At 64.1% G+C, this 19764-nt stretch carries 18 protein-coding genes; 13 read left to right on the forward strand and 5 right to left on the reverse strand.

Annotated elements, in window-relative coordinates; all coding sequences use genetic code 11:
• Positions 1-288: 288 nt before the first annotated feature.
• The 8 genes from T31B1_RS05050 (at position 289) to T31B1_RS05085 (ending at position 7998) form a co-directional block, all read left to right on the forward strand.
• Complete coding sequence (locus tag T31B1_RS05050; protein WP_353248354.1) at positions 289-1068, forward strand: IclR family transcriptional regulator; 780 nt, start codon at positions 289-291, stop codon at positions 1066-1068.
• Positions 1065-2315 carry a CaiB/BaiF CoA transferase family protein gene (locus T31B1_RS05055; RefSeq protein ID WP_353248355.1) on the forward strand — a complete coding sequence of 417 codons (1251 nt, stop codon included), beginning with the start codon at positions 1065-1067 and terminating at the stop codon, positions 2313-2315. The genes T31B1_RS05050 and T31B1_RS05055 overlap by 4 nt, the downstream gene beginning before the upstream one ends.
• The gene (locus T31B1_RS05060; protein WP_353248356.1) at positions 2312-3145 is read left to right on the forward strand and encodes an HpcH/HpaI aldolase/citrate lyase family protein; all 834 of its coding nucleotides are present in this window, start codon (positions 2312-2314) and stop codon (positions 3143-3145) included. Before T31B1_RS05055 ends, T31B1_RS05060 begins: the two co-directional genes overlap by 4 nt.
• A complete protein-coding gene (locus tag T31B1_RS05065) occupies positions 3145-3966 on the forward strand; it encodes an amidohydrolase family protein (protein ID WP_353248357.1) in 822 nt (273 codons plus the stop codon). Before T31B1_RS05060 ends, T31B1_RS05065 begins: the two co-directional genes overlap by 1 nt.
• 50 nt (positions 3967-4016) lie before the next feature.
• Positions 4017-5000 (forward strand): Bug family tripartite tricarboxylate transporter substrate binding protein, encoded by a 984-nt coding sequence (locus T31B1_RS05070; RefSeq protein WP_353248358.1) that lies wholly within the window; start codon positions 4017-4019, stop codon positions 4998-5000.
• Positions 5001-5064: 64 nt separating this feature from the next.
• A complete protein-coding gene (locus tag T31B1_RS05075; protein ID WP_353248359.1) occupies positions 5065-5502 on the forward strand; it encodes a hypothetical protein in 438 nt (145 codons plus the stop codon).
• Positions 5503-5505: 3 nt separating this feature from the next.
• Positions 5506-7008: a tripartite tricarboxylate transporter permease gene (locus T31B1_RS05080; protein WP_353248360.1), complete on the forward strand. Its 1503-nt coding sequence runs from the start codon at positions 5506-5508 to the stop codon at positions 7006-7008.
• A gap of 195 nt (positions 7009-7203) precedes the next feature.
• Entirely contained in the window at positions 7204-7998 is a 795-nt protein-coding gene (locus tag T31B1_RS05085; RefSeq protein WP_353248361.1) for a sulfotransferase family 2 domain-containing protein, read from the forward strand.
• Positions 7999-8008: 10 nt separating this feature from the next.
• On the opposite strand, the gene T31B1_RS05090 is transcribed toward T31B1_RS05085, so the two are convergent.
• Together T31B1_RS05090 and T31B1_RS05095 are read right to left on the reverse strand one after the other, a co-directional pair.
• On the reverse strand, positions 8009-8560 hold the full coding sequence (locus T31B1_RS05090) for a hypothetical protein (protein WP_353248362.1): 552 nt from the start codon (positions 8558-8560) through the stop codon (positions 8009-8011).
• Between the two features lie 17 nt (positions 8561-8577).
• Entirely contained in the window at positions 8578-9360 is a 783-nt protein-coding gene (locus T31B1_RS05095; RefSeq protein ID WP_353248363.1) for a hypothetical protein, read from the reverse strand.
• A gap of 208 nt (positions 9361-9568) precedes the next feature.
• Between T31B1_RS05095 and T31B1_RS05100 the strand changes: the two genes are divergently transcribed.
• The 5 genes from T31B1_RS05100 (at position 9569) to T31B1_RS05120 (ending at position 14727) form a co-directional block, all read left to right on the forward strand.
• Positions 9569-10171: a GNAT family N-acetyltransferase gene (locus T31B1_RS05100; RefSeq protein WP_353248364.1), complete on the forward strand. Its 603-nt coding sequence runs from the start codon at positions 9569-9571 to the stop codon at positions 10169-10171.
• A 95-nt stretch (positions 10172-10266) separates the two neighbouring features.
• Complete coding sequence (proV, locus tag T31B1_RS05105; RefSeq protein WP_353248365.1) at positions 10267-11481, forward strand: glycine betaine/L-proline ABC transporter ATP-binding protein ProV; 1215 nt, start codon at positions 10267-10269, stop codon at positions 11479-11481.
• A gap of 49 nt (positions 11482-11530) precedes the next feature.
• Positions 11531-12421, forward strand: a complete 891-nt coding sequence (locus tag T31B1_RS05110; RefSeq protein WP_502950931.1) for an ABC transporter permease — start codon at positions 11531-11533, stop codon at positions 12419-12421.
• A gap of 52 nt (positions 12422-12473) precedes the next feature.
• A complete protein-coding gene (locus tag T31B1_RS05115; RefSeq protein WP_353248367.1) occupies positions 12474-13355 on the forward strand; it encodes a glycine betaine ABC transporter substrate-binding protein in 882 nt (293 codons plus the stop codon).
• A gap of 187 nt (positions 13356-13542) precedes the next feature.
• The gene (locus tag T31B1_RS05120) at positions 13543-14727 is read left to right on the forward strand and encodes an MFS transporter (RefSeq protein ID WP_353248368.1); all 1185 of its coding nucleotides are present in this window, start codon (positions 13543-13545) and stop codon (positions 14725-14727) included.
• Here T31B1_RS05120 and T31B1_RS05125 read toward each other — a convergent pair.
• The 3 genes from T31B1_RS05125 to T31B1_RS05135 all read right to left on the reverse strand — a co-directional run bounded on the left by T31B1_RS05125 (position 14707) and on the right by T31B1_RS05135 (position 19645).
• On the reverse strand, positions 14707-16521 hold the full coding sequence (locus T31B1_RS05125; RefSeq protein ID WP_502950914.1) for an ABCB family ABC transporter ATP-binding protein/permease: 1815 nt from the start codon (positions 16519-16521) through the stop codon (positions 14707-14709). The genes T31B1_RS05120 and T31B1_RS05125 overlap by 21 nt on opposite strands.
• A 58-nt stretch (positions 16522-16579) precedes the next feature.
• Positions 16580-17128, reverse strand: coding sequence for a lipocalin family protein (locus T31B1_RS05130; RefSeq protein WP_353248369.1), 549 nt, complete (start codon positions 17126-17128; stop codon positions 16580-16582).
• A gap of 63 nt (positions 17129-17191) precedes the next feature.
• Positions 17192-19645 carry an EAL domain-containing protein gene (locus T31B1_RS05135; protein WP_353248370.1) on the reverse strand — a complete coding sequence of 818 codons (2454 nt, stop codon included), beginning with the start codon at positions 19643-19645 and terminating at the stop codon, positions 17192-17194.
• Positions 19646-19764: the final 119 nt, after the last annotated feature.

The following is a 19764-nucleotide window of genomic DNA, read 5'->3' on the forward strand; positions in this document are numbered from 1 at the left end:
TCGGCGCGACCCGCTGCCACACCCTCGAGGCCAGTCGACTTACCGCAGCCGCCTCGTCGAGGAAGATTGTGCGCGATCGGACAACCGCCCCGTGCTCCATCGTCTGCGCGCGGGATAGCGCCAACGTGGTGGTCGGTCGATCCGTGAGCGGTGGCGTCGTCCGGCTCAACCAAGAGCGATCTCCTCTTCCGGTCCATTGGTCGGTTGACGCAACCGGCATCAGAGGCTACAAAGGCGGTTCTCAATATAGAACAAAGTTCAATATACTGAACATCCGGGAGGGCTAGCTTGAGCGGTCGCGGCGCGGAACGCATTCTGTCCTTGATCGAGTGGATGGCCGAGCAGCCGTCATCGGTCGCGTTCATGGACGCGGTCCGTCAACTCGATCTGCCCAAAAGCAGTGCGCTGTCGCTGTTTCGACTGTTGACGGAACAGGGCTATGCCCGGCGTGGGACCGATGGCCGCTACGTGCTGCTGCGCCTGCCGGGCGAGGCGAGCGCTGAACGCCGTCGCTGGGGGGTGCTCAAACGCCAGGCACAGGCGCCGCTCCAGGCGGCTGTCGACACTTTGGGTGAGAGCGGCTTCATCGCGGTTCTCGAAGACGATCTGAACGTGCGCTATTTGCTGAAGCTGCTGCCGGCGCGAGAGATCCGCTACGACCGGGATATCACCATCGAGCGCCGTCCGCATCGCGTGTCTTCCGGCTTGATATTGCTGGGCGGGCTGAGCGACGACGACATCGCCGCCTATGCAGCGCAAGAAGCCCAGGCGGGCCGGCTGGACGAACCGACGAAGGCTCTCATCAAGCGTATTCACACGGCGCGCGAAGCCGGCATACAGAGCAATCCGCGCGGCGTGGTCGAAGGTGCGGCCGGCGTTGCGGCGCCCATTACCGATGGTCAAGGGCGCATCGTCGCCGCGCTCAACGTGGCCGGACCCGCCGATCGCCTCGCTGAAGATATCGGCCGTGTCGAACGCGTCGTACGCGAAGCGGCCAGCGCCGTCAGCCAGGCCATGGCCGCGGCCTCGGCGTCGCCATCCATTGCAAGCAAGGAACCCCGCTCATGAGCGTCGCCCAGCACTGGCACAAGAAGTCGTTTTCGCCACAGGCACGTGGCCCGCTCGACGGGGTGCGGGTACTGGACCTGTCACGGCTGGTGGCCGGGAACATGACCTCGCTGCAACTCGCGGATTTCGGCGCCGATGTCGTCAAGATCGAGCCGCGGGCCAAGGGTGATCCCTTACGGGCCTGGAAGCAGGGCGGGCAAGCGACCTTCTGGAAGACCTACGGACGCAACAAGCGCTCGCTGGCGGTAGATTTCCGTACCGATGGTGCGCTGGCGCTGATCAAGCGCTTGATGAGCCGTGCGGATGTCATGATTGAAAGCTTTCGTCCGGGCACGCTGGAAAAGATGGGGCTTGGGCCGGACGTCCTCGAGCACGACTTCCCGCACCTGGTCATGCTGCGTATCTCCGGCTTTGGCCAGACCGGACCCTACAGCCCGCGTCCGGGTTTCGGAACGCTGGTCGAAGCGATGTCGGGCTTTGCCCATCGCAACGGTGAGCCCGATGGAGATCCCTTGCTGCCGCCGTTGGCGCTCGCCGACATGATTTCCGGGCTCTACGGCGCAAACGCGGTGATGATGGCGCTGCGCGCTCGCGATACCGACGGCCACGGACAGATCATCGACGTTTCGCTGCTCGAATCGATGGTGTCGGTGCTCGGGCCGGAGCCGTTGGATTACGCACTGACGGGCAGGCCCAAGCCAAGGGTGGGCAACGGGTCGAACACCTCGAGCCCGCGCAATGTCTATCAGAGCGCCGATGGGTGCTATATCGCCATATCGGCCTCGATTCAGCGCACGGCCGAGCGTCTTTTCGAAGCGATCGGCCGTGCCGACATGAACGACGACCCGCGCTATGCGACCAATGAGGCACGGGTTGCACGCCGCGAGGAAGTCGACGCGATCGTAGGCGGCTGGATTGGTGAGCGAACGCGTGATCAGGTCATGGACGTGTTCGCTCGCAAAGGGATTACGGCAGCGCCGGTCTACGGCGTCGACGATATCGTCGACGACGCGCATTTCATCGAGCGCGAAATATTCGTCGATATCCCCGACGAGGATCTGGGTCAGGCGACAACGCATTCGCCCCTGCCGCGCCTGTCGCGCACTCCAGGCTCATTGCGCCGGCCCGCGCCGCGCCTGGGCGAGCATTCCGCCGAGATTCTCGCCGAAGCTGGTTATTCCGAGAACGAATACAACGCCCTGTTGACCGACGGCACCGTGTATTCGGTTAAGAGGCGGTCCGAATGAGATTGCGTTCGCTGCTGTACGTGCCGGCTCACGCCGAGCGCTTCGTTGCCAAAGCCCATCAGCGCGGCGCCGACGCGATCATTCTGGATCTCGAGGATGCGGTTGCCGAGCCATCGAAGGATCTGGCCCGGCGCGCGCTCGCCGCGGCGGTGCCTGCCGTGGGTCGTCGAGGCGCGCGGGTCTATGTGCGCGTGAATACCGGCGAGCGAATGATCGCCGATACGCGGGCGGCCCTGGCGGCCGGCGTTCAGGGCGTCATGGTGCCGAAGGCGCGCGGCGCGGCTTCGATCGACGCCTTTCTGGCCGGCGCGGGCGCGGCCTGGCACAGCGGTCTGGATTTGCTTGCGATCGTGGAAGATGCCGCCGGCCTGCTCGACGCACGTGCGATCGCCGCACATCCGGCAGTCTCGGCCCTGTGCCTGGGGGCCGAGGATTTCGCGACCGACACCGGCGCATGTCCGGATATGGATGTCGTGCGGCTGCCGAAATTGCTCGTTCACTATGCGGCGAAGGCCGAGGGGAAACAGTCTCTGGGGCTGCTGCAGTCCATTGCGGATTACAACGACCCCGAGACGATCGTACAGGCAGCGCGACAGGCCGCGCGGTTCGGCTTCGACGGCGCCAGTTGTATCCATCCGAAGGTCGTTGCGCCCCTGAACGCGGCGTTTACGCCCTCCAAAGAGGCCATAACCCGGGCGCGCCGGGTGCTGGAAGCCGCCACGCGAGCCGCGGATCAGGGGCTTGGTGCCTTCGTTCTGGACGGCGAATTCGTGGATCGGCCGATGATCAGGCGTGCGCAGGCCACGATCGCCAAAGCAGGCGACGATTGATGAACAACGCCTGCGACAGCCATGTTCACGTGCTGGATCCGGCTTTTGCCACGGTCGATGGCCAGGGTGTGCCGACGGGCATGACGGCGTCCGATTATGAGGCGGTTCAGCCGGTACTCGGCACCGACCGGGTGGTGATCGTACAGGCAAAGAACTACGGCACCGACAACCGGTGCCTGGTCGATGCGCTGGCGCGTTTTTCGCCGCGGGCGCGTGGCGTCGCGGTCGTCGACCGCCGTATCGGGGACGACGAGTTGGTGCGTTTACACAAAGCCGGCGTGCGCGGGGTGCGGTTTTCGCTATGGAATCCGACGAACGCCGTGGTCGACGCGGTCGATCTGATGCCCGTGGCCGAGCGCATCGCGCCGCTGGGCTGGCATCTGCAGCTGCATATGTCGGCCGACCAACTCGTGGCCCATCGGGCCGAGCTTGCGCGTCTTCCCTGCGATCTCGTGATCGATCATATGGCGCGCCTGCCCTCGGGCCGGGGTTGTCTTACCCATCCCGCGTTCGATCTGGTTCGCGGGCTGGCAAACGATGGGCATGCCTGGGTCAAGCTGTCCGGCCCGTATCTGAATCGGCGACCGGGCGCGGCCGGTTTCGACGATGCGCGTGCTGTTGCGCGTGCCTGGGTCGAGGCCATTGCGAACCGGCTCGTCTGGGGCAGCGACTGGCCGCATGTCACCGAAGGCGCCGAGGCGCCGGCGCCGGAGACGATTGCGGCAACCCTGCACGACTGGTGCGCCGGCGATCCGCGCCTGATCGAAACCATCGCGGTTCATACCCCGGCCGCCCTCTATGGATTTGGAACACCGGCCTGACCGTTCGCGCGGCCTGGCGATCAAGGATCACAAAAAGGAGGACTAGACCAATGAAGAAGTTCACGAACAGGCTGCTATCGACGATAGCGGCGGCGGTTCTGGTGATTGGCGCCACCGCCGGGCAGGCCGCGGACTGGCCGGGGCGCAAGATCACGATCATCGTGCCGTATGCAGCCGGCGGAAGCGCCGACCGCGTGGCACGCAATCTGGCCCCGTATCTGGAAAAAGAACTGGATACCTCGATCGTCATACAGAATCGGCCCGGCGCATCCAGCCAGATCGGAACCATGCAGTTTCTTGCTCGGCCGGCAGATGCGAACACGCTGCTGTTGAACGCCCAGCCATATTTCAGCGCGTCGATCGTGTTGCAAGGGGCGAGCTACAGCGTCGACGATCTTGAGGTGCTCAACGTACACAACGTGGGCAATATTTCGATTACGGTCCCAGCGGATTCGCCCTATCAGACGTTTGCCGATCTCAATGATGCGATCAAAGCCAATCCGGGCAGCGTATCGATGGGGACGGTACGCGGCGGGGCCTCGCATCTGCTGGCGCTGCTGCTCAGAGACAAGCTGGGCTGGGACGATCGTCTGGTCACCTACGACAGCGGCGCGCCGGTTCGTACGGCATTGCTCGGCGGCCAGATCGACAGTTCCACCAATGGCGCGGTATCCGATGCGGCCATGAAGCCGAAGGTGCGCTCGCTGGCGTTGTCGACCTCGAACGGCATCTCGGCGTTTTCCGACGCGCCGTATTTGAACGATGTGCTGGCCCAGTACGACGTAAAAGTGCCGGAGATCGGCGACGTGCGTTTCCTTGCGGTCAAGGCGGGCACGAAAAAAGCCTATCCCGAGCGCTACGAAAAGCTGCTCAGCGCCTATCAGGCCGTGCTCGCCAACCCGGACTACCAGGCGTTGCTCGAAAAACAGGGTTCGGCCGAGGAAACCTCGTATCGCGGACCTGAGCAGAGCACGAAGATCGTGCGCGACATGGACGAGCTGATGCGTTCTTACAAGTCCTCCTTCGGCGAGTAGCGGCATAACGGGGCGCGTGTCTCACGCGCGCTCCGTTGGTTCGTATTGCACGGGAGTGAACGGCATGCACAAAGAGAGAACGGCGAGTGCGCTGGTGGTACCGGTGCTGATGCTGGTCTTCGCCATCGTCTACGGCTGGAGCAATCGCAGCGTTCCGGCATCGGATATGCGCTTTGCTATGCCGGTTACGCTGCTGCTGGCTGTGTTGTCGCTGGTATTGATCGTATCGATCATGCGCAAGCGTGTACCGGTCGGGCCAGCGCTTACCGCCGCCCGGCTCAAACGGCCGGTGATGCTGCTGGTCTGTTCTGCGGTCCTGCTGTTCGGCGCGGCCTGGGATTTCATGCTCGCGACGGCGGCCTTTTTGGCTATCGCCATTCCGGCACTGGGTGTTCGACGAGTAGCGGTCGTCGTGCCCACGGCGATCGGATTGCCCATCGCGCTGTATTTCGGTTTTTCGATGCTCGGTGTGCCTTTGAATTCTATCTGGTTCGGGGGCTGAGCCATGGATACGCTGATCGCGGCGGTCACACCGCTGGCCGATGTCTGGATCGTGGCCTATATGCTGATCGGGTTGTTTCTCGGCGTGGTGTTCGGTGCCATCCCGGGTTTGAATGCCGGTATCGGCATCGCCCTCATGCTGCCAGTCACCTACGGCATGGATGCGCTGAGTTCGCTGGTGTTTCTGACTTCTATCTATACCGGCGGCGTGTTCGGTGGCGCGATCACGGCCATCCTGATCAACGCGCCGGGCTCGCCGTCGGCGGTCGCGACCACGCTCGATGGCTATCCGATGGCCATGAATGGACAGGCCAACGAAGCACTTGGTATTTCGCTGGGCGCTTCTGCGCTCGGCGGCTTTCTGGGCATGATCTTTCTATGCATCATCATCCAGCCGTTGGCCAGCTTCGCACTGCAGTTCGGCCCGGCCGAGACGTTCCTGCTGGTCATTTTCGCGTTGACCTCGATCGCGTCGCTATCGGCGGGCAGTTTCATGAAAGGGCTTGTCGCCGGGCTGTTCGGTCTGATGCTTGGCACGATCGGTTTCACGGCGTCGGGCTCGATGCGGTTTACCTTCGGGTCGATGTATCTGATCGACGGCATGCCGATCATTCCCGCGCTGATCGGGTTCCTGGCCTTGTCCGAGCTGCTCTACAAGCTGGAATTGCCGGATGAAAGTCTGCCCAAGGCCGGGCGGCTCAATTTTGGCCGGATATTCAAGGGTTTGTTGATGGCGCCACGGCGCCTGTTCACGCTGGTCCGTTCGTCGGTCATCGGCATATTCATCGGCGCGATACCCGGCGTTGGCGCGACGGTGGGCAGCCTTATTTCCTATGAAACGGCGCGTCGGAGCAGCCGCACGCCGGAGAAGTTCGGTCAGGGCGAACCGGACGGCGTGATCGCCGCCGAGGCGGCGAACAATGCCTCAGAGGGCGGGGCTATGGCGACGATGCTGGCCCTGGGCATTCCGGGCGGGGCGGCCACGGCCATACTGATCGGCGCATTGACGTTGCAGGGCATCGTGCCTGGTCCACGTCTGATTTATGAGCATGGCGATGTGATCTACGGCCTGCTCGCTGCCGAGATGTTGGAACAGATTCTGCTGATCGTTGTGGGTTTCGGCGTTGCCGCGCTGTTCCTGCGCGTGATCTATATCCCTTACTCGGTTCTCGTGCCGATCGTTTTGACCATGTGCTATATCGGTGCGTTCTCCGTGCGCAACGCCGGCTTTGACGCCGGATTGCTGGTGGCCTGCGGCATTCTCGGCTGGCTGATGAAGCGCGAGGGTTATCCGGTCGTCGCCGTAGTGATCGGCCTCATGCTGGGCAAGACCGCGGATTCAGAATTGATCCGTTTTTTCCAGTTGCACGGAACCGATCTATCGGTTTTCTGGACCAATCCGATCTGTATCGTTCTGATACTGGCAACCTGCGCGAGCCTGGCCGCGCCGTGGTTTCAGGGGCGGCGGCTCAAACGCGAGCAATCCGAATCCGGCGAGGGTCTCTGAGCGTCTGCGGCGATATCGCAGCGGCCGTGCCCGAATCGGAAGCCTGTGAGACCGGTCATGTACATCCGCGCCCGGTCATGGTGGCGGGCACCGGACGCCCGCGGGTCTCGCCGGCCTTAAGAGTCGGCGATCGGCTTGATACGGGGTTAACGCGCCGCCGTTTAGACTGAGGGCCGGTTTTTAGACGGCGTCGTCATGATCGCGCTGATCCATATCAAGAAGACTGCGGGCAAGAGCCTCAAGCACATCATGCGCTGTGCGTTCGGCGTCGCACACTGCGACGTCAAGCGATGGCAGCCGCAAGACGAATGCTTCGGTGCAGAGGATCTGCGCCGGCTGCGCCGCATTCATCCGGGGCTGGTCAGCATCGCCGGACACAGTATTCGCAGTCATTCGGACCTGCAGACGGCAGAGCCGGCGCTGCGCTATTACACCTTCATGCGTGATCCCATCAAGCGCTGTATTTCCGAATACCAGTATTCGGTCCACCAGGGGCGCTGCGCACCGGATTCGTTCGCCGAGTGGATCCAGCGGCCGGTGTTCCGCAACGTCCAGACCCGTAGCCTGGCCGGCTGCGACGACGCCGCTCGGGCGATACGCGAGCTCGACGAAAGGATCGCGTTCGTGGGCCTAATGGAGCGATTCGACGAGTCGCTGGCCATGATGCAACCGCTGTTGAATTTGCCGCGGTTCACGCCGCTGCAGCGGCGAGTCAATGCCGCATCCGATCATCGTATTCGAGATGCGGTGCTCGCCGATCCGCAGGCGATGGCCGAGGTGGCAGCGGCCAACGAGGCCGATAGCGCGGTGTTCGAGTATGTTCAGCGCGAGCTTTATCCGCGCCAGCAGCGACTCGCCGGGCGTACGCAGGTCGCCGTGTCCGCGGCCGACCGGCCGCGCCAGTTCAACGCCCGTTTCTTTGCCAATGGCGCTTACCGGTATCTGGTCTACAAGCCGGCGGTCTCGGCCTACCGGCTGATGGCCGGCTGAGCCGGGTGGTCTAGTCCCGATCTTCGCAGCGGTTGGACAACAGACGCTGACCCAATGCCTCGGGCTCATCCACACCGAGCAACACGTCGAATCGGATATCGGTGGTCACGTGCAGCAAGCGCGCGCCCGCCGCGCGCAAGACGAACAGCTTGCGCCCGTCGGCGGTTTCGAACCAGCCCACGCGAAAGCCGGGCAGCGCAATCCCGTTGCGCCGCCGGGCACGGGCCAGATCGGGACGGTCGGCGACGTCGACGACCCGTGCGTCGACGACGGCCTCCAGTGGCACTCGCTCATGAAACTCGCCGCCCTTCAGGTGCATGGTGCCGCCGCGAATGGTGATCTCGTTGCGGGTGGCGACATACAACGCGAGCACCACGAGTGCGAAGTTCACCGCCAGCAGCCAGGCGAGCGCCGTGGCCAGTGCCAGAATGAACAGCCAGTCGGGCAGGGCAGCGGAGCCTATCAGCGCCGCGGCGGCGATGAGCAGCGGCAGGCCAATGGTCAGCGCACTGGCCGCGGCCAGTGCGCGCCAGGGATAGGTGGTGATCGGAAATACATGCATGATCGATTGCGCCGGCGCTAGAGCGTGTCGAGCAGCCCGGTGAGCCGCTGGCGCTTGAAACCGCGCCGACGAACGCGGCGATGGAGTTTCAGGTCCCGCTCGGCTTTGCGCATCACGCGTGACGTGCGCTCGTAGAGCGTGATGAAGGCAAAGCTCGACTCGATATCTGCCAGACCGAGCGCGCGCAGGTGGTCGAACACGTAGGCGCGGCGATCGGCATGCAGCCATCGATCGCTGGCCTTTGCGAGCCCTTCGCCGACCAGCGTGTCCTGATGCAGATTCTTGACGTCGATTGCGCAGATGCTCCCGCAGCCGTCTCGATGGAGCAGATTCGGGCCGATCGGATCACGATAATCGAACCCGACTCGGATGAAGTCGGGCCGAGCATGGTGCGACCGAGTCAGCAGCTCGTCGTGCAACCGGGCGTCGATCACGCCGTGGGTTCGCAGCTCGGCCAGGTGGGCGAGATGGGTCTGCCAATACGGTGTGCTCGCCAGCGGCCGCATACGCGAGCCACGCCCGGCGAAGCGGCCGAAACAGCGTGCGATCTCGGGCATCATGCGATCGTCGACCGTCGCGCACGGCCGCCCGTGGACATAGTCCACCCAGAGCACGTTGGCCCGCTGGTCGTGGAGCGCGGGCAGATGGCGTGTACGCCCGTAATGGCGCAGGTTCGAGGCCACGCGGTGCGCGTGACCTTCGCTTTTGAACGTGATCTTCTTGTAGCGAGGCTGATCGTTCTCCAGCACGATCTCGACATCGTAGTGCTCGCGCGACCATAGCCCGAGCGCGCGCAGCATGCTCCGTCGAATCCGCTTGCCGGTGCTGTAGATAGGCCGGTGATGGCGGCGGTGGATATCAACCATACAAAGATGACCGCATGGGAACGCCGTCGGAAACTAGCAGGAATAAAAATGCCGGTTGTTAGCATTTTGTAAGCGCTATGTCGTTGGCGCGTGGACGTCCGGCTGTCAGACTGACCGTTCGGACCAAGTCGGACGGCCACCCATGAGCGAACTGACGACACGGCGGTGCCGGGGCGACGAGATCGCCGCACACGTGCCGGCTCTCGCGGATCTGCGGATCTCGGTGTTTCGGGATTTTCCCTATCTTTACAACGGCGATCAGGCCTACGAGCGGGAGTATCTGGCGACCTATGTCGATGCACCGGCGTCGTTGGCGTTTCTGGTCTACGACGACGACGTACTGGTCGGTGCGACCACTGCCTTGCCGATGGCCGACGAGGAGCCGGCTTTTCGAGTTCCTTTGGCGCAGGCCGGGTTTGCTATCGATCGGCTGTTCTATTTCGGGGAATCGCTGCTGTTGCCCGGCTATCGCGGGCGCGGCCTGGGGCATGTCTTTTTCGATGAGCGCGAGGCTTGGGCACGAGCTGCCGGCGACTTCGATCACGCCTGCTTCTGTTCTGTCCAGCGGCCGTCCGATCACGCGCTCCGCCCGGCCGGTTACCAGCCGCTGGACGCATTCTGGCGCCGGCGCGGCTACACGCGACGGCCGGACATCACGACCACCTACCGATGGCAGGATATCGACCAGCCGGAGGAAACCGCCAAACAGCTGGTGTTCTGGGTGCGGCAGCTGGCCGAAGGTTAGCCGCGTGCCGGGGCAGGAACGTCGGCGGCGGGCGACAGTGGTCCGATCTTTGCGTTAGGGTTGGCATCCGGGCAACGGGCGTCGGGGGGACGCGGTTGAGCACGAAACTATCCATAGAAAACCTGTTCAAGGTATTCGGACCGCGGCCGCAGGCGGCCATCGAGCGCGTGCGTGCCGGCCAGACCAAGGACCAGATATTCGCCGATACCGGCATGACCGTCGGTGTTTCGGATGCCAGCTTCGAGGTGCGCGAAGGCGAGATCTTCGTGGTGATGGGGCTGTCCGGGTCGGGTAAGTCCACGCTGGTGCGCATGCTCAACCGGCTGATCGATCCGAGTGCGGGCACGGTGCATATCGACGGTCAGGACATCACGCGCATGAGTCGCAGCCAGCTGATCGCGTTGCGCCGCCGCGAGATCAGCATGGTGTTCCAGTCGTTCGCGCTCATGCCGCACCAGAGCGTGCTCGACAACGCCGCGTTCGGGCTCGAGGTGGCGGGTACGACCCGTGCCGAACGTCGCGAGCGGGCTCTGGCGGCGCTGGACGCGGTCGGGCTCAAGGCCAATGCCGACAGTTATCCGGACGAGTTGTCCGGCGGCATGAAGCAACGCGTGGGCTTAGCGCGTGCACTGGCGGTCAATCCAGGCATTCTGTTGATGGACGAGGCATTTTCGGCGCTCGACCCGTTGATTCGTACAGAGATGCAGGACGAGCTGCTGCGATTGCAGTCCGAGCAGGCGCGCACCGTGGTGTTCATCACCCACGACCTTGACGAGGCCATGCGGGTGGGTGATCGCATCGCCATCATGCAGGGCGGTCGGGTGATCCAGGTGGGCACGCCCGAGGAAATCGTGCGCTCACCGGCCAATGAGTATGTCCGCTCGTTCTTCCGCGATGTGGATGTCAGTCACGTGTTCAGCGCCGGCGACATCGCACGGCGCGATCAGGTCACGGTCATCGAACGGGTGGGCGTGAGCCTGCATGCCGCGTTGTCGCGGCTTGAAGAACACGACCGCTCGGCCGCCGTGGTCCACGACCGCGCGCGGCGCTATCAGGGCATGGTCAGCGCGGACTCCCTGGCGGCGGCCATGAAGCGTCTGAGCCCCGGCGAGGAGGGGCGTATCGAGGATGCGCTACTGGCCGAGGTCAGCCCGATCACCGCGGATACGGCACTGACCGATCTGATGGCACATGTCGCAGAAAGCCCCTGGCCGCTGCCCGTGGTGGACGCCGAGGGCCGCTATTGCGGGGCCATCTCACGCGCGACCCTGTTGCATACACTCAACCGCAGCGAACAGGTGCAGTCGTGAGCTTGGCCCGCGGTTGCGCTGGCATTGATCCGGTCCGGAGTCGTACATGATCGATCTGCATATCGGGGAAGGTTTCAGCGCGGTGGTCGAATACATGAAGGACCACTTCGGCGTGTTCTTCGACGCGGTGTCGGCCACCATCAGCTTCGTGGCCGACAACCTCACCGAGTTCTTCAACTGGCTGCCGCCGACGCTGGTCTTCGGCATTCTGGCGATCGTTGCGCTGTGGCGGGTCGGCTGGCTGTTCGCCGGTTTCGTGCTGGTCGGGCTGTTCGTGGTCCAGGGCATGGACTTGTGGTCGGAGTCGATGGACACGCTCGGGCTGGTGGTCGCCGCCACGCTCGCCGCACTGGGCATCGGGTTGCCGATCGGAGTGATCATGGCCAAGAGCAATATCCTCCAGGCGGTGGTCCGGCCCGTGCTCGATTTCATGCAGACACTGCCGGCGTTCGTCTATCTCATCCCGGCGGTCATCTTCTTCGGCACCGGCCGGGTGCCGGGTACGATCGCCACCGTGATCTTCTCCATGCCGCCCGCGGTGCGGCTGGTCAATCTGGGCATCCGCCAGGTGCCCACCGAAAACGTCGAAGCCGGTCGCGCGTTCGGCTGTAATGCGCTCCAGCTGTTGTTCAAGGTCGAGCTGCCTCTGGCCTTGCCGTCGATCATGGCCGGCATCAACCAGACCATCATGCTGGCATTGTCCATGGTCGTGATCGCCTCGATGATCGGCGCCGGCGGCCTGGGCGATCCGGTATTGGCGGGCATCCAGCAGCTGCGTCTGGGCACCGGCTTCGAAGGCGGGCTCGGGGTCGTGATCCTGGCGATCATTCTGGATCGGCTCACCCAGAGCTTTGCCCTGCCGGGGCGCGGACGCGAAAGCGCGCTGACCCGGCTCAAGCGATGGTTCACGCGCGACCGCACGGGTGAGCGACATTCCTGAGCGCGGCCCGGCGTCGTCCGCCTACACGAGTTCATACGAAGGGAGACCACTGATGACACATCGAATCAAACGGGTATTCGGCATCGCGGCGATGGCCGCGGGTCTGGTGATGGGCAGCATGGGTTCGGCCCAGGCCGCCGACGACACGATCGAATTCGGCTGGACCGCCTGGTCGGACGCAGAGTTCGTCACCAAGCTCGCCAAGACCCTGATCGAAGAACACACCGACTACAACGTCAAGCTCACCATGGCTGCCATCGGCGTTCAGTACCAAGGGGTGGCCAACGGCGATCTGGACGGCATGCTCATGGCCTGGCTGCCCAAGACCCATGCCGATTACTGGAAGCGCTTCAAGGACGACGTGGTCGACCTCGGCCCGCTTTACGAGGGCGCGCAGCTGGGCTGGGTCGTGCCGGACTACATCCCCGAGGACCAGCTGTCCTCGATCGAGGACATGAAAAAGGCCGAGGTGGTCGACAAGCTGGGCGGCAAGGTCCAGGGCATCGACCCCGGCGCCGGGCTGATGCAGGCCTCGGAAAAGGCCATGGATGCCTACGGGCTCGACGACGATTACCGGCTGGTCTCGGCCAGCGGTGCGGCCATGACGGCCGCCCTGGCGCGGGCCGAAGACAACCAGGACTGGATCGTGGTGACCGGCTGGACGCCGCACTGGATGTTCGGGCGCTGGAACCTGCGTTTCCTGAAGGATCCGAAGGGCTCGCTGGGCGGCGCCGAGCATATCGACGCGGTCGTGCGTCAGGGCTTCGAGGCAGACTACCCCAAGGTCGCGGAGTTTCTGACCAACATGCATCTGCCGCTGGACGAGTTGCAGGCAGCAATGTACGACGCCCAGCAGACCAGCTACGACGAGGCGATCAAAAAGTTCATCGAATCGCATCCGGACGAAATCAAGGAATGGTTCGGCGAAAGCTGATACGCACCGGGCGCCCCCGGGTGTCCACGGCGATATCGGGCCCGGCAGATCGCCGGGCCTTTTTTTTGGAGGGGCGCTTTCACCGGGACGCTAGGTTGTTGCATCATCGCGCCAGTTTCCATTCCGGCGGCATGCGGCCCGGCTGCAAGGTCCGCGCGTGCCGCCGCCATACGGCAGGATCCGTCGCATGACCACAGACACGCGCAACCGAGCCGTATTCATCGGCGTGGCGCTGACCTTTGCCCTGAACATGATGGGCACGACCCTGCCCACACCGCTGTACCCGATCTATCAGCAGCAGATGGGTTTTTCCGAGCTGATCGTTACAGTCATCTTCGCGGCCTATGCCGTGGGCGTGATCGGAGCGCTGATCGTCACGGGCAGCTGGTCCGATCAGCTCGGCCGTCGGCCGATGCTGCTGGCCGGCCTGGCATTTTCGGCGGCCAGTGCCGCCGTCTTCCTGGTGGCCGATGGCCTGGGCATGTTGTTGCTCGGGCGTGTGCTGTCGGGTATCTCCGCTGGAATCTTCACCGGTACTGCAACGGTCGCCGTAGTCGAACTCGCGCCGGCCGCCTGGGCCGGCGTGGCCACGTTAGTGGCCACGGCCGCCAACATGGGCGGTCTGGGCATGGGGCCTCTGGTGGCCGGTGTGCTGTCGCAGTATCTGCCGGCGCCTCTGACGGTCTGCTATGCCCTCGACCTGGTGCTGGTGGCCTTGGTGGCCGTGGTCGTCTGGCGGGCGCCGGAGACGGCAGAGCTGCCGAGCCGGGCTCGGCTCGGCCTGCAACCGCTGAGCGTGCCGCCCGACGTGCGAGCGGCGTTCATACCGGCGGCCATCGCCGGATTTGCGGGCTTTGCCGTCCTGGGGCTGTTCACCGCGGTAGCGCCGGCCGTGATGGGCAAGATACTGCATCTGTCGAATCATGCCTTGACCGGCCTGGTGGTCTTCCTGCTCTTCCTGGCGTCCACGCTCGGCCAGCTCGGCCAAGCGCGCCTGGCGGAACGGTTTCGGCTGCCGATCGGCTGCGTGGTTCTGATCCTGGGCATCCTGTGTGTGGCGCTGGCGATTGCCCAGATCTCGCTCGCGCTGCTGGTGATCGGCGCGCTGATCTCCGGTGTTGGCCAGGGCGTTGCCTTTCGGGCCGGGTTGGGCGCGATCGCAGCCGCCAGCCCACCCACACGACGAGCCGAGGTGGCCTCGACATTCTTCGTGGTCGCCTATGTGGCGATTTCGATCCCGGTGGTCGGCATCGGGCTGGTGGCCGGCTGGGCCGGGCTGGCGGCCGCCGGCATCGGTTTTTCTCTGGCCGTGGCGGTGCTGGCCGCTATCGCGCTGGTGAGCCTGGTGGTGTTACGCCGACGCCGGCGTTGATGTCCGGTCGTCGCGGGTTTGTTGCTGTAGGCGCCACATCGCGGCATAACGGCCGTTCGCGGCGAGCAGGCCGGCATGTCGACCACGTTCGACGACGCGGCCTCCGTTGAGGACCAGAATCTCATCGGCATCGACCACCGTGGACAGGCGATGGGCGATGACCAGGGTCGTGTGATCGGCCGCGAGTTCGGCCAGCGCGGTATTGATCGCCTGCTCGGCGTGGCTGTCCAGCGAAGACGTCGCCTCATCGAAGATCAGGATCGCGGGATTCTTGAGAATCGCCCGCGCGATGGCGATCCGTTGTTTCTCCCCGCCCGACAGCTTGAGCCCGCGTTCGCCGACCACGGTCGCCAGGCCCTCGGGCAGACGTCCGATCAGGCCGTCGAGATGAGCCAGACGCGCGGCACGGGCCACCGCTTCGTGGTCGGCGCCCGGCGCACCGTAGGCGATGTTGTATTCGATGCTGTCGTTGAACAGCACGGTATCCTGGGGCACTACCCCGATGGCATTCCGCAGACTGTCGAGCGTCAGTTCGCGAATATCGACATCGTCGATCCGGATATGGCCGGCGTTGACGTCATAGAAACGGAACAGCAGACGAGCCAGGGTCGACTTGCCCGCGCCGGAGGCGCCGACCACGGCCACTTTCTTGCCCGGCGAGATCACGAAACTCACCTGTTCGAGTATCTGCCGGTCTGCGTGGTAACCGAAGTCGACCCGGTCGAACTCGATCCGCGGACGCCGCCCGGCCAGTGGGCGGGCCCCCGGTTCGTCGGCAATGGCGGCCTCGATATCGAGCAGGGCAAACATGCGGGCCGTGTCGGCCATGGACTTCTTGAGTTCGCGATAGACGAAGCCGAGGAAGTTCAACGGCACGAAAAGCTGGATCATGTAGGCATTGACGAGCACGAGGTCGCCCAGCGTCATGGCACCGGCAACGACCCGCTGGCTGGCCAGCGTCATCATGGCCGTGATCGCCACTGCGATCACGACCGCCTGGATCGTATTCAGCAGGCCCAACGAGCGGCGAGACCGGCGTAGCGCCGCCTCCCACGCACTCAGCTCACGGTCGTAGCGGCGGGCTTCATAGTGTTCGTTGCCGAAGTACTTGACCGTTTCGTAGTTGATCAGGCTATCGACCGCGCGGGTGTTGGCGGAGGCGTCGAGCCGATTGGACTCGCGTACGTGCTGTGTGCGCCATTCGGTGAGCAGGGCAGTCGCCGTTACATAGATCACGACGCTGACCAGCACGATCACGGCAAACCAGGCGCTGTAATAGATCATCAGAATGCCGGCGACCAGCGCGATCTCCAGAAACGTCGGCACGATATTGAACAGCATGAATCGCAGCATGAAGCTGATACCACCAATGCCGCGTTCGATATCCCGCGACAGCCCGCCGGTACGGCGCGACAGGTGGAAATCCAGATCCAGTGCGTGCAGATGCTCGAACACGTTAAGCGCGATCTGGCGCATGGCGCGTTCGTTCACGCGCCCGAACACCAGATCCCGCAGCTGGCCGAACAGGACCGAGGCGAGCCGCAGCGCGCCGTAGGCCAGCAACAGGGCGACCGGCAGATAGACATGCGCATTCTCGCCGGCGTCGAGCGTATCGACGATATGCTTGAGTACGACCGGCAAGGCAACCGTCGCGCCCTTGGCGCCGATGAGCAGAGCCAGGGCGATGCCCACGCGCAAGCGATGCTGCCACAGATAAGGCCAGAGCTGGGCGAGCCGGTGCCACTCGCGCCGGGCCGAGTCCGATGGATGGTCGCGATGGGCGGCGCGGCTCACGCCGCGGCTCGTTTCGGGCGTTCGCGCTGCTGGCCGTGGTCAGGACGTCTCGCGGCCATCAGCCGTCGCTGCGTTCGTCCAGCGGCTGTTGCGGGACACGACGCAGCTTGCTGGTGTCGTAGCCGAGGTCGCCGACGCGTTGTACCAGCGTCTCGTAGGTGGTCTCGTCGATCTGCGGTGTACGGGCCATGATCCAGACATAGTCGCGCTTGTCGCGGGCCACGATCGTGGTCTGGTAGTCATCGTCCACATACGAGATGACGTATTGCATGCGCAATACCCAGTAGAAGCGCATCGCCCAGACCGAATTCCCGGTGTCGTCGATCACCGTTCCGACGGGCTTCATTGTCTTCTGCTCGCCGTCGAAACCGCCTTCGCGGTAGGTGAAGGTGGTTTCGATCCGACCCGGCTCGGTCTGCCGGTAACGCTCGATGGAGTTGTATGAGTTCTTGGTCGGGCCCGGCGGAATATGGGCAATGACATACCATTTACCCATGTAGCGATCGATATCGACCTGTTCTTCCCGCGGGAAATCCTGCGGCGGCATCACGCTGCAGGCGGTGAGAAGACAGGCCAGCGTGGCCATCAGCAATGAAGTTAAGCGCATGGGATGGGTGCGTTAGACAAGCGATGATTGCAGTCTACGCCGAGCCGGGGTCCCCGGATTCGGCTAGGCCGAGGATCGGCCGGCGATCGTGTGCTGCTCACGGTCTGCCAGCAGGCCGGTGATCTGTTCGAACGGTACCGGCCGGGCCACGTGATAGCCCTGGACATAATCCACGCCGATGCGACGCAGGGCCTCGAGCAGGGCCGCGGACTCGACGTGTTCGGCGACCGTGGACAGCCCCATCGCCTGTCCGACCCGGTTGATGGCTTCCACGATCGCGCATTCCACCGGCTCGTCGATGATGTTGCGTACCAGCTTGCCGTCGATCTTGATGAAATCGGACGGCAAATGCTTGAGATAGGAGAACGAGCTCAGCCCGCTGCCGAAATCGTCCAGCGAGAAGCGACAGCCCAGTGCACGCAGCGTACGCATGAGCTCGCCGGCGCGCTGGGTGTTGGTCACCGCGGTCGTCTCGGTGATTTCGAACACCAGCACGCGCGGGTCGATCGCGTGCGAGGTGATCAACTCGCGGGCATAGTCGACGAAATGCTCGTCGGTAATCGATTGCCCGGAGATGTTGATGCTGTAGTGCTCGATCTCGGCGTGTTCGCTACGGGCGTCGGCGATCAGGCGCAGCGCGTGGCGCAGTACCCAGCGATCGATTCGTGAGGCTGCGTTGTAGCGTTCGGCGGTGAGCAGAAAATTCTGTGGGGCGACGATTTCGCCGTTGTCGCGGCGCATACGCAGCAGCAGTTCGACGCCGATACGCTCGTGTCGGCCTTTCGGATCGGCCGGCTCGATGATCTGGGCGAACAGCACGAACAGATCGTTGTCCAGCGCTTCGCTGATGAGCTGCATGCGCTGCATGTCGCCGTGGCGGGTACGGGTTTCGTCACTGTCGCCGCGATAGACATGTACCTGATTGCGGCCGGTCTCCTTGGCCAGATAGCAGGCAGTATCGGCACGCCGCAGCAGCTCGCTGGCGCTGACTGCGCTGCCGTCGATCGCGGCCACGCCGATACTCGCACTCAGGCGGAACAGCTTGTCCTCCCAGCGAAAGCGGAACTGGTCGATCTCGGCGCGCAGCACTTCGGCCTTGGCCTTTGCATCGGCCAGAGACAGATTGCGCATCACCACGCCGAATTCGTCGCCGCCCAGTCGGGCCATGGTGTCGGCCGCGCGGAGTTTGCTGGCGAGCTGTGCGGTGAGCTGACGCAGCATCTCGTCGCCGGCGTTGTGTCCGCAGCTGTCGTTGACCAGCTTGAACTGGTCGAGATCGAGATAACACAGCGCATGCTCAATACTGCGAGTGCTCGAATCCTCGAGAAAACCGACCAGCAGTTTTTCGAAGGCGCGCCGATTGGGCAGCCCGGTGAGCATGTCGTGGTTGGCCTGGTAGTGCATCTCCCGCGAGATCTGCTGCAGTCGGCTGATATCGTGGAGCACGATCACGGCGCCGATTACGGCTTCCTGTGCGTCACGAATGGGCGCGATCGTCAGCTTGACCGCATCACCGCTGTCACGAAGCGTGCGGCTGTCGGCCCCGGGCGACTCGTTCCACTGGCGGGTTTCGCCGCCGGCCAGACAGTCGCGCAGCATCGTATGCGCCGAGATCCGGCTGGCCACATCGGCGAACTGGCACACCGCATCGAACGCTTGGCCGACGGCTTCGGCCGATGTGATCCCGAGCATCTGCTCGGCACGAGGATTCAAATAGTCGACTTCGCCCATTGCGTCGGTCGTGATCACGCCATCGCCGATCGAAGACAGCGTGACCTGCGCACGTTCCTTGGCCTGATTGAGCGCCTGCTGTGTCTCGATCAGGCGGGTCCCGTCGCGGCACACGGCTTCGCTGCCGATTGGCTGGCCATTGCTGTCGTCGATCCGGCGCGAGGAGATGAGCAGCCAGGCGATGCTGCCATCCTGGCGATAGCAGCGGGTGGGGTGGCGCGACAACTGCGGACTGAGCGTGAGCAGCTCGTAGTCGGCTTCGGGGTTGGCCAGGACCTCGCGCAGCGATCGGCCCTCAAGCGCGGCCGCGGTATAGCCGAGCATTTCGGTGACGGTATCGGTGACCCAGGTGATCCGCCCGTCGCGATCGGTATGGTAGAGCACGTCCGAGACACTGCGCAGCAGCCGTTGTACCCGCTGATGGCGTACCAACAGCTTTTCGCGGTAGCGATGAATCTGGTCGACGACGTCTTCGACCGCCGCGGCCACCTCGGCATCACCGCGGGCATGGGTGGACAGTGCCGGTGGTGGTCGTTCGCCCGCCACATCGATCTGGCGAAGCCAGTTCACCACACGGCTGACCTCCGGCCCGGCCCTGGCCGGGTCTCGCAGACACAGCGCTAGCGACAGCCCTGCAATGATCACCGCGCTGAGCCCGAGCAGGGCCCCCGGGACCATGTGGGCATCGTCGGTGACCCACCAGGCGAGTACGAGCATGCACAACGCCAGCCCCAGAATCAGGGCGTGCATCGCCAGTTCACTTGAAGGCCGACGAATGCCGCTCACGACGGAGCCACGATCGGTTCGACGACCGTTTCGTGGGTCAAAGACAGGCTGTGGCCTTGGCGTCGCATGGTCCCCGGATGCCGATAAGGCGAATGGCGCCCTACGAGTATACCGATCAG

Source organism: Salinisphaera sp. T31B1 (assembly GCF_040361275.1).
GTDB lineage: Bacteria > Pseudomonadota > Gammaproteobacteria > Nevskiales > Salinisphaeraceae > Salinisphaera.

What these genes read in the sequence shown, in the direction of transcription:
- T31B1_RS05075 (WP_353248359.1), top strand. Translation starts at nt 5,065, where the DNA reads ATGCACAAAGAGAGAACGGCGAGTGCGCTGGTGGTACCGGTGCTGATG.
- T31B1_RS05080 (WP_353248360.1), top strand. Translation starts at nt 5,506, where the DNA reads ATGGATACGCTGATCGCGGCGGTCACACCGCTGGCCGATGTCTGGATC.
- T31B1_RS05095 (WP_353248363.1), bottom strand. Translation starts at nt 9,360, where the DNA reads ATGCTGCGCGCGCTCGGGCTATGGTCGCGCGAGCACTACGATGTCGAG.
- T31B1_RS05130 (WP_353248369.1), bottom strand. Translation starts at nt 17,128, where the DNA reads ATGCGCTTAACTTCATTGCTGATGGCCACGCTGGCCTGTCTTCTCACC.
- T31B1_RS05115 (WP_353248367.1), top strand. Translation starts at nt 12,474, where the DNA reads ATGACACATCGAATCAAACGGGTATTCGGCATCGCGGCGATGGCCGCG.
- T31B1_RS05055 (WP_353248355.1), top strand. Translation starts at nt 1,065, where the DNA reads ATGAGCGTCGCCCAGCACTGGCACAAGAAGTCGTTTTCGCCACAGGCA.
- T31B1_RS05060 (WP_353248356.1), top strand. Translation starts at nt 2,312, where the DNA reads ATGAGATTGCGTTCGCTGCTGTACGTGCCGGCTCACGCCGAGCGCTTC.
- T31B1_RS05090 (WP_353248362.1), bottom strand. Translation starts at nt 8,560, where the DNA reads ATGCATGTATTTCCGATCACCACCTATCCCTGGCGCGCACTGGCCGCG.
- T31B1_RS05085 (WP_353248361.1), top strand. Translation starts at nt 7,204, where the DNA reads ATGATCGCGCTGATCCATATCAAGAAGACTGCGGGCAAGAGCCTCAAG.
- T31B1_RS05100 (WP_353248364.1), top strand. Translation starts at nt 9,569, where the DNA reads ATGAGCGAACTGACGACACGGCGGTGCCGGGGCGACGAGATCGCCGCA.
- T31B1_RS05065 (WP_353248357.1), top strand. Translation starts at nt 3,145, where the DNA reads ATGAACAACGCCTGCGACAGCCATGTTCACGTGCTGGATCCGGCTTTT.
- T31B1_RS05070 (WP_353248358.1), top strand. Translation starts at nt 4,017, where the DNA reads ATGAAGAAGTTCACGAACAGGCTGCTATCGACGATAGCGGCGGCGGTT.
- T31B1_RS05120 (WP_353248368.1), top strand. Translation starts at nt 13,543, where the DNA reads ATGACCACAGACACGCGCAACCGAGCCGTATTCATCGGCGTGGCGCTG.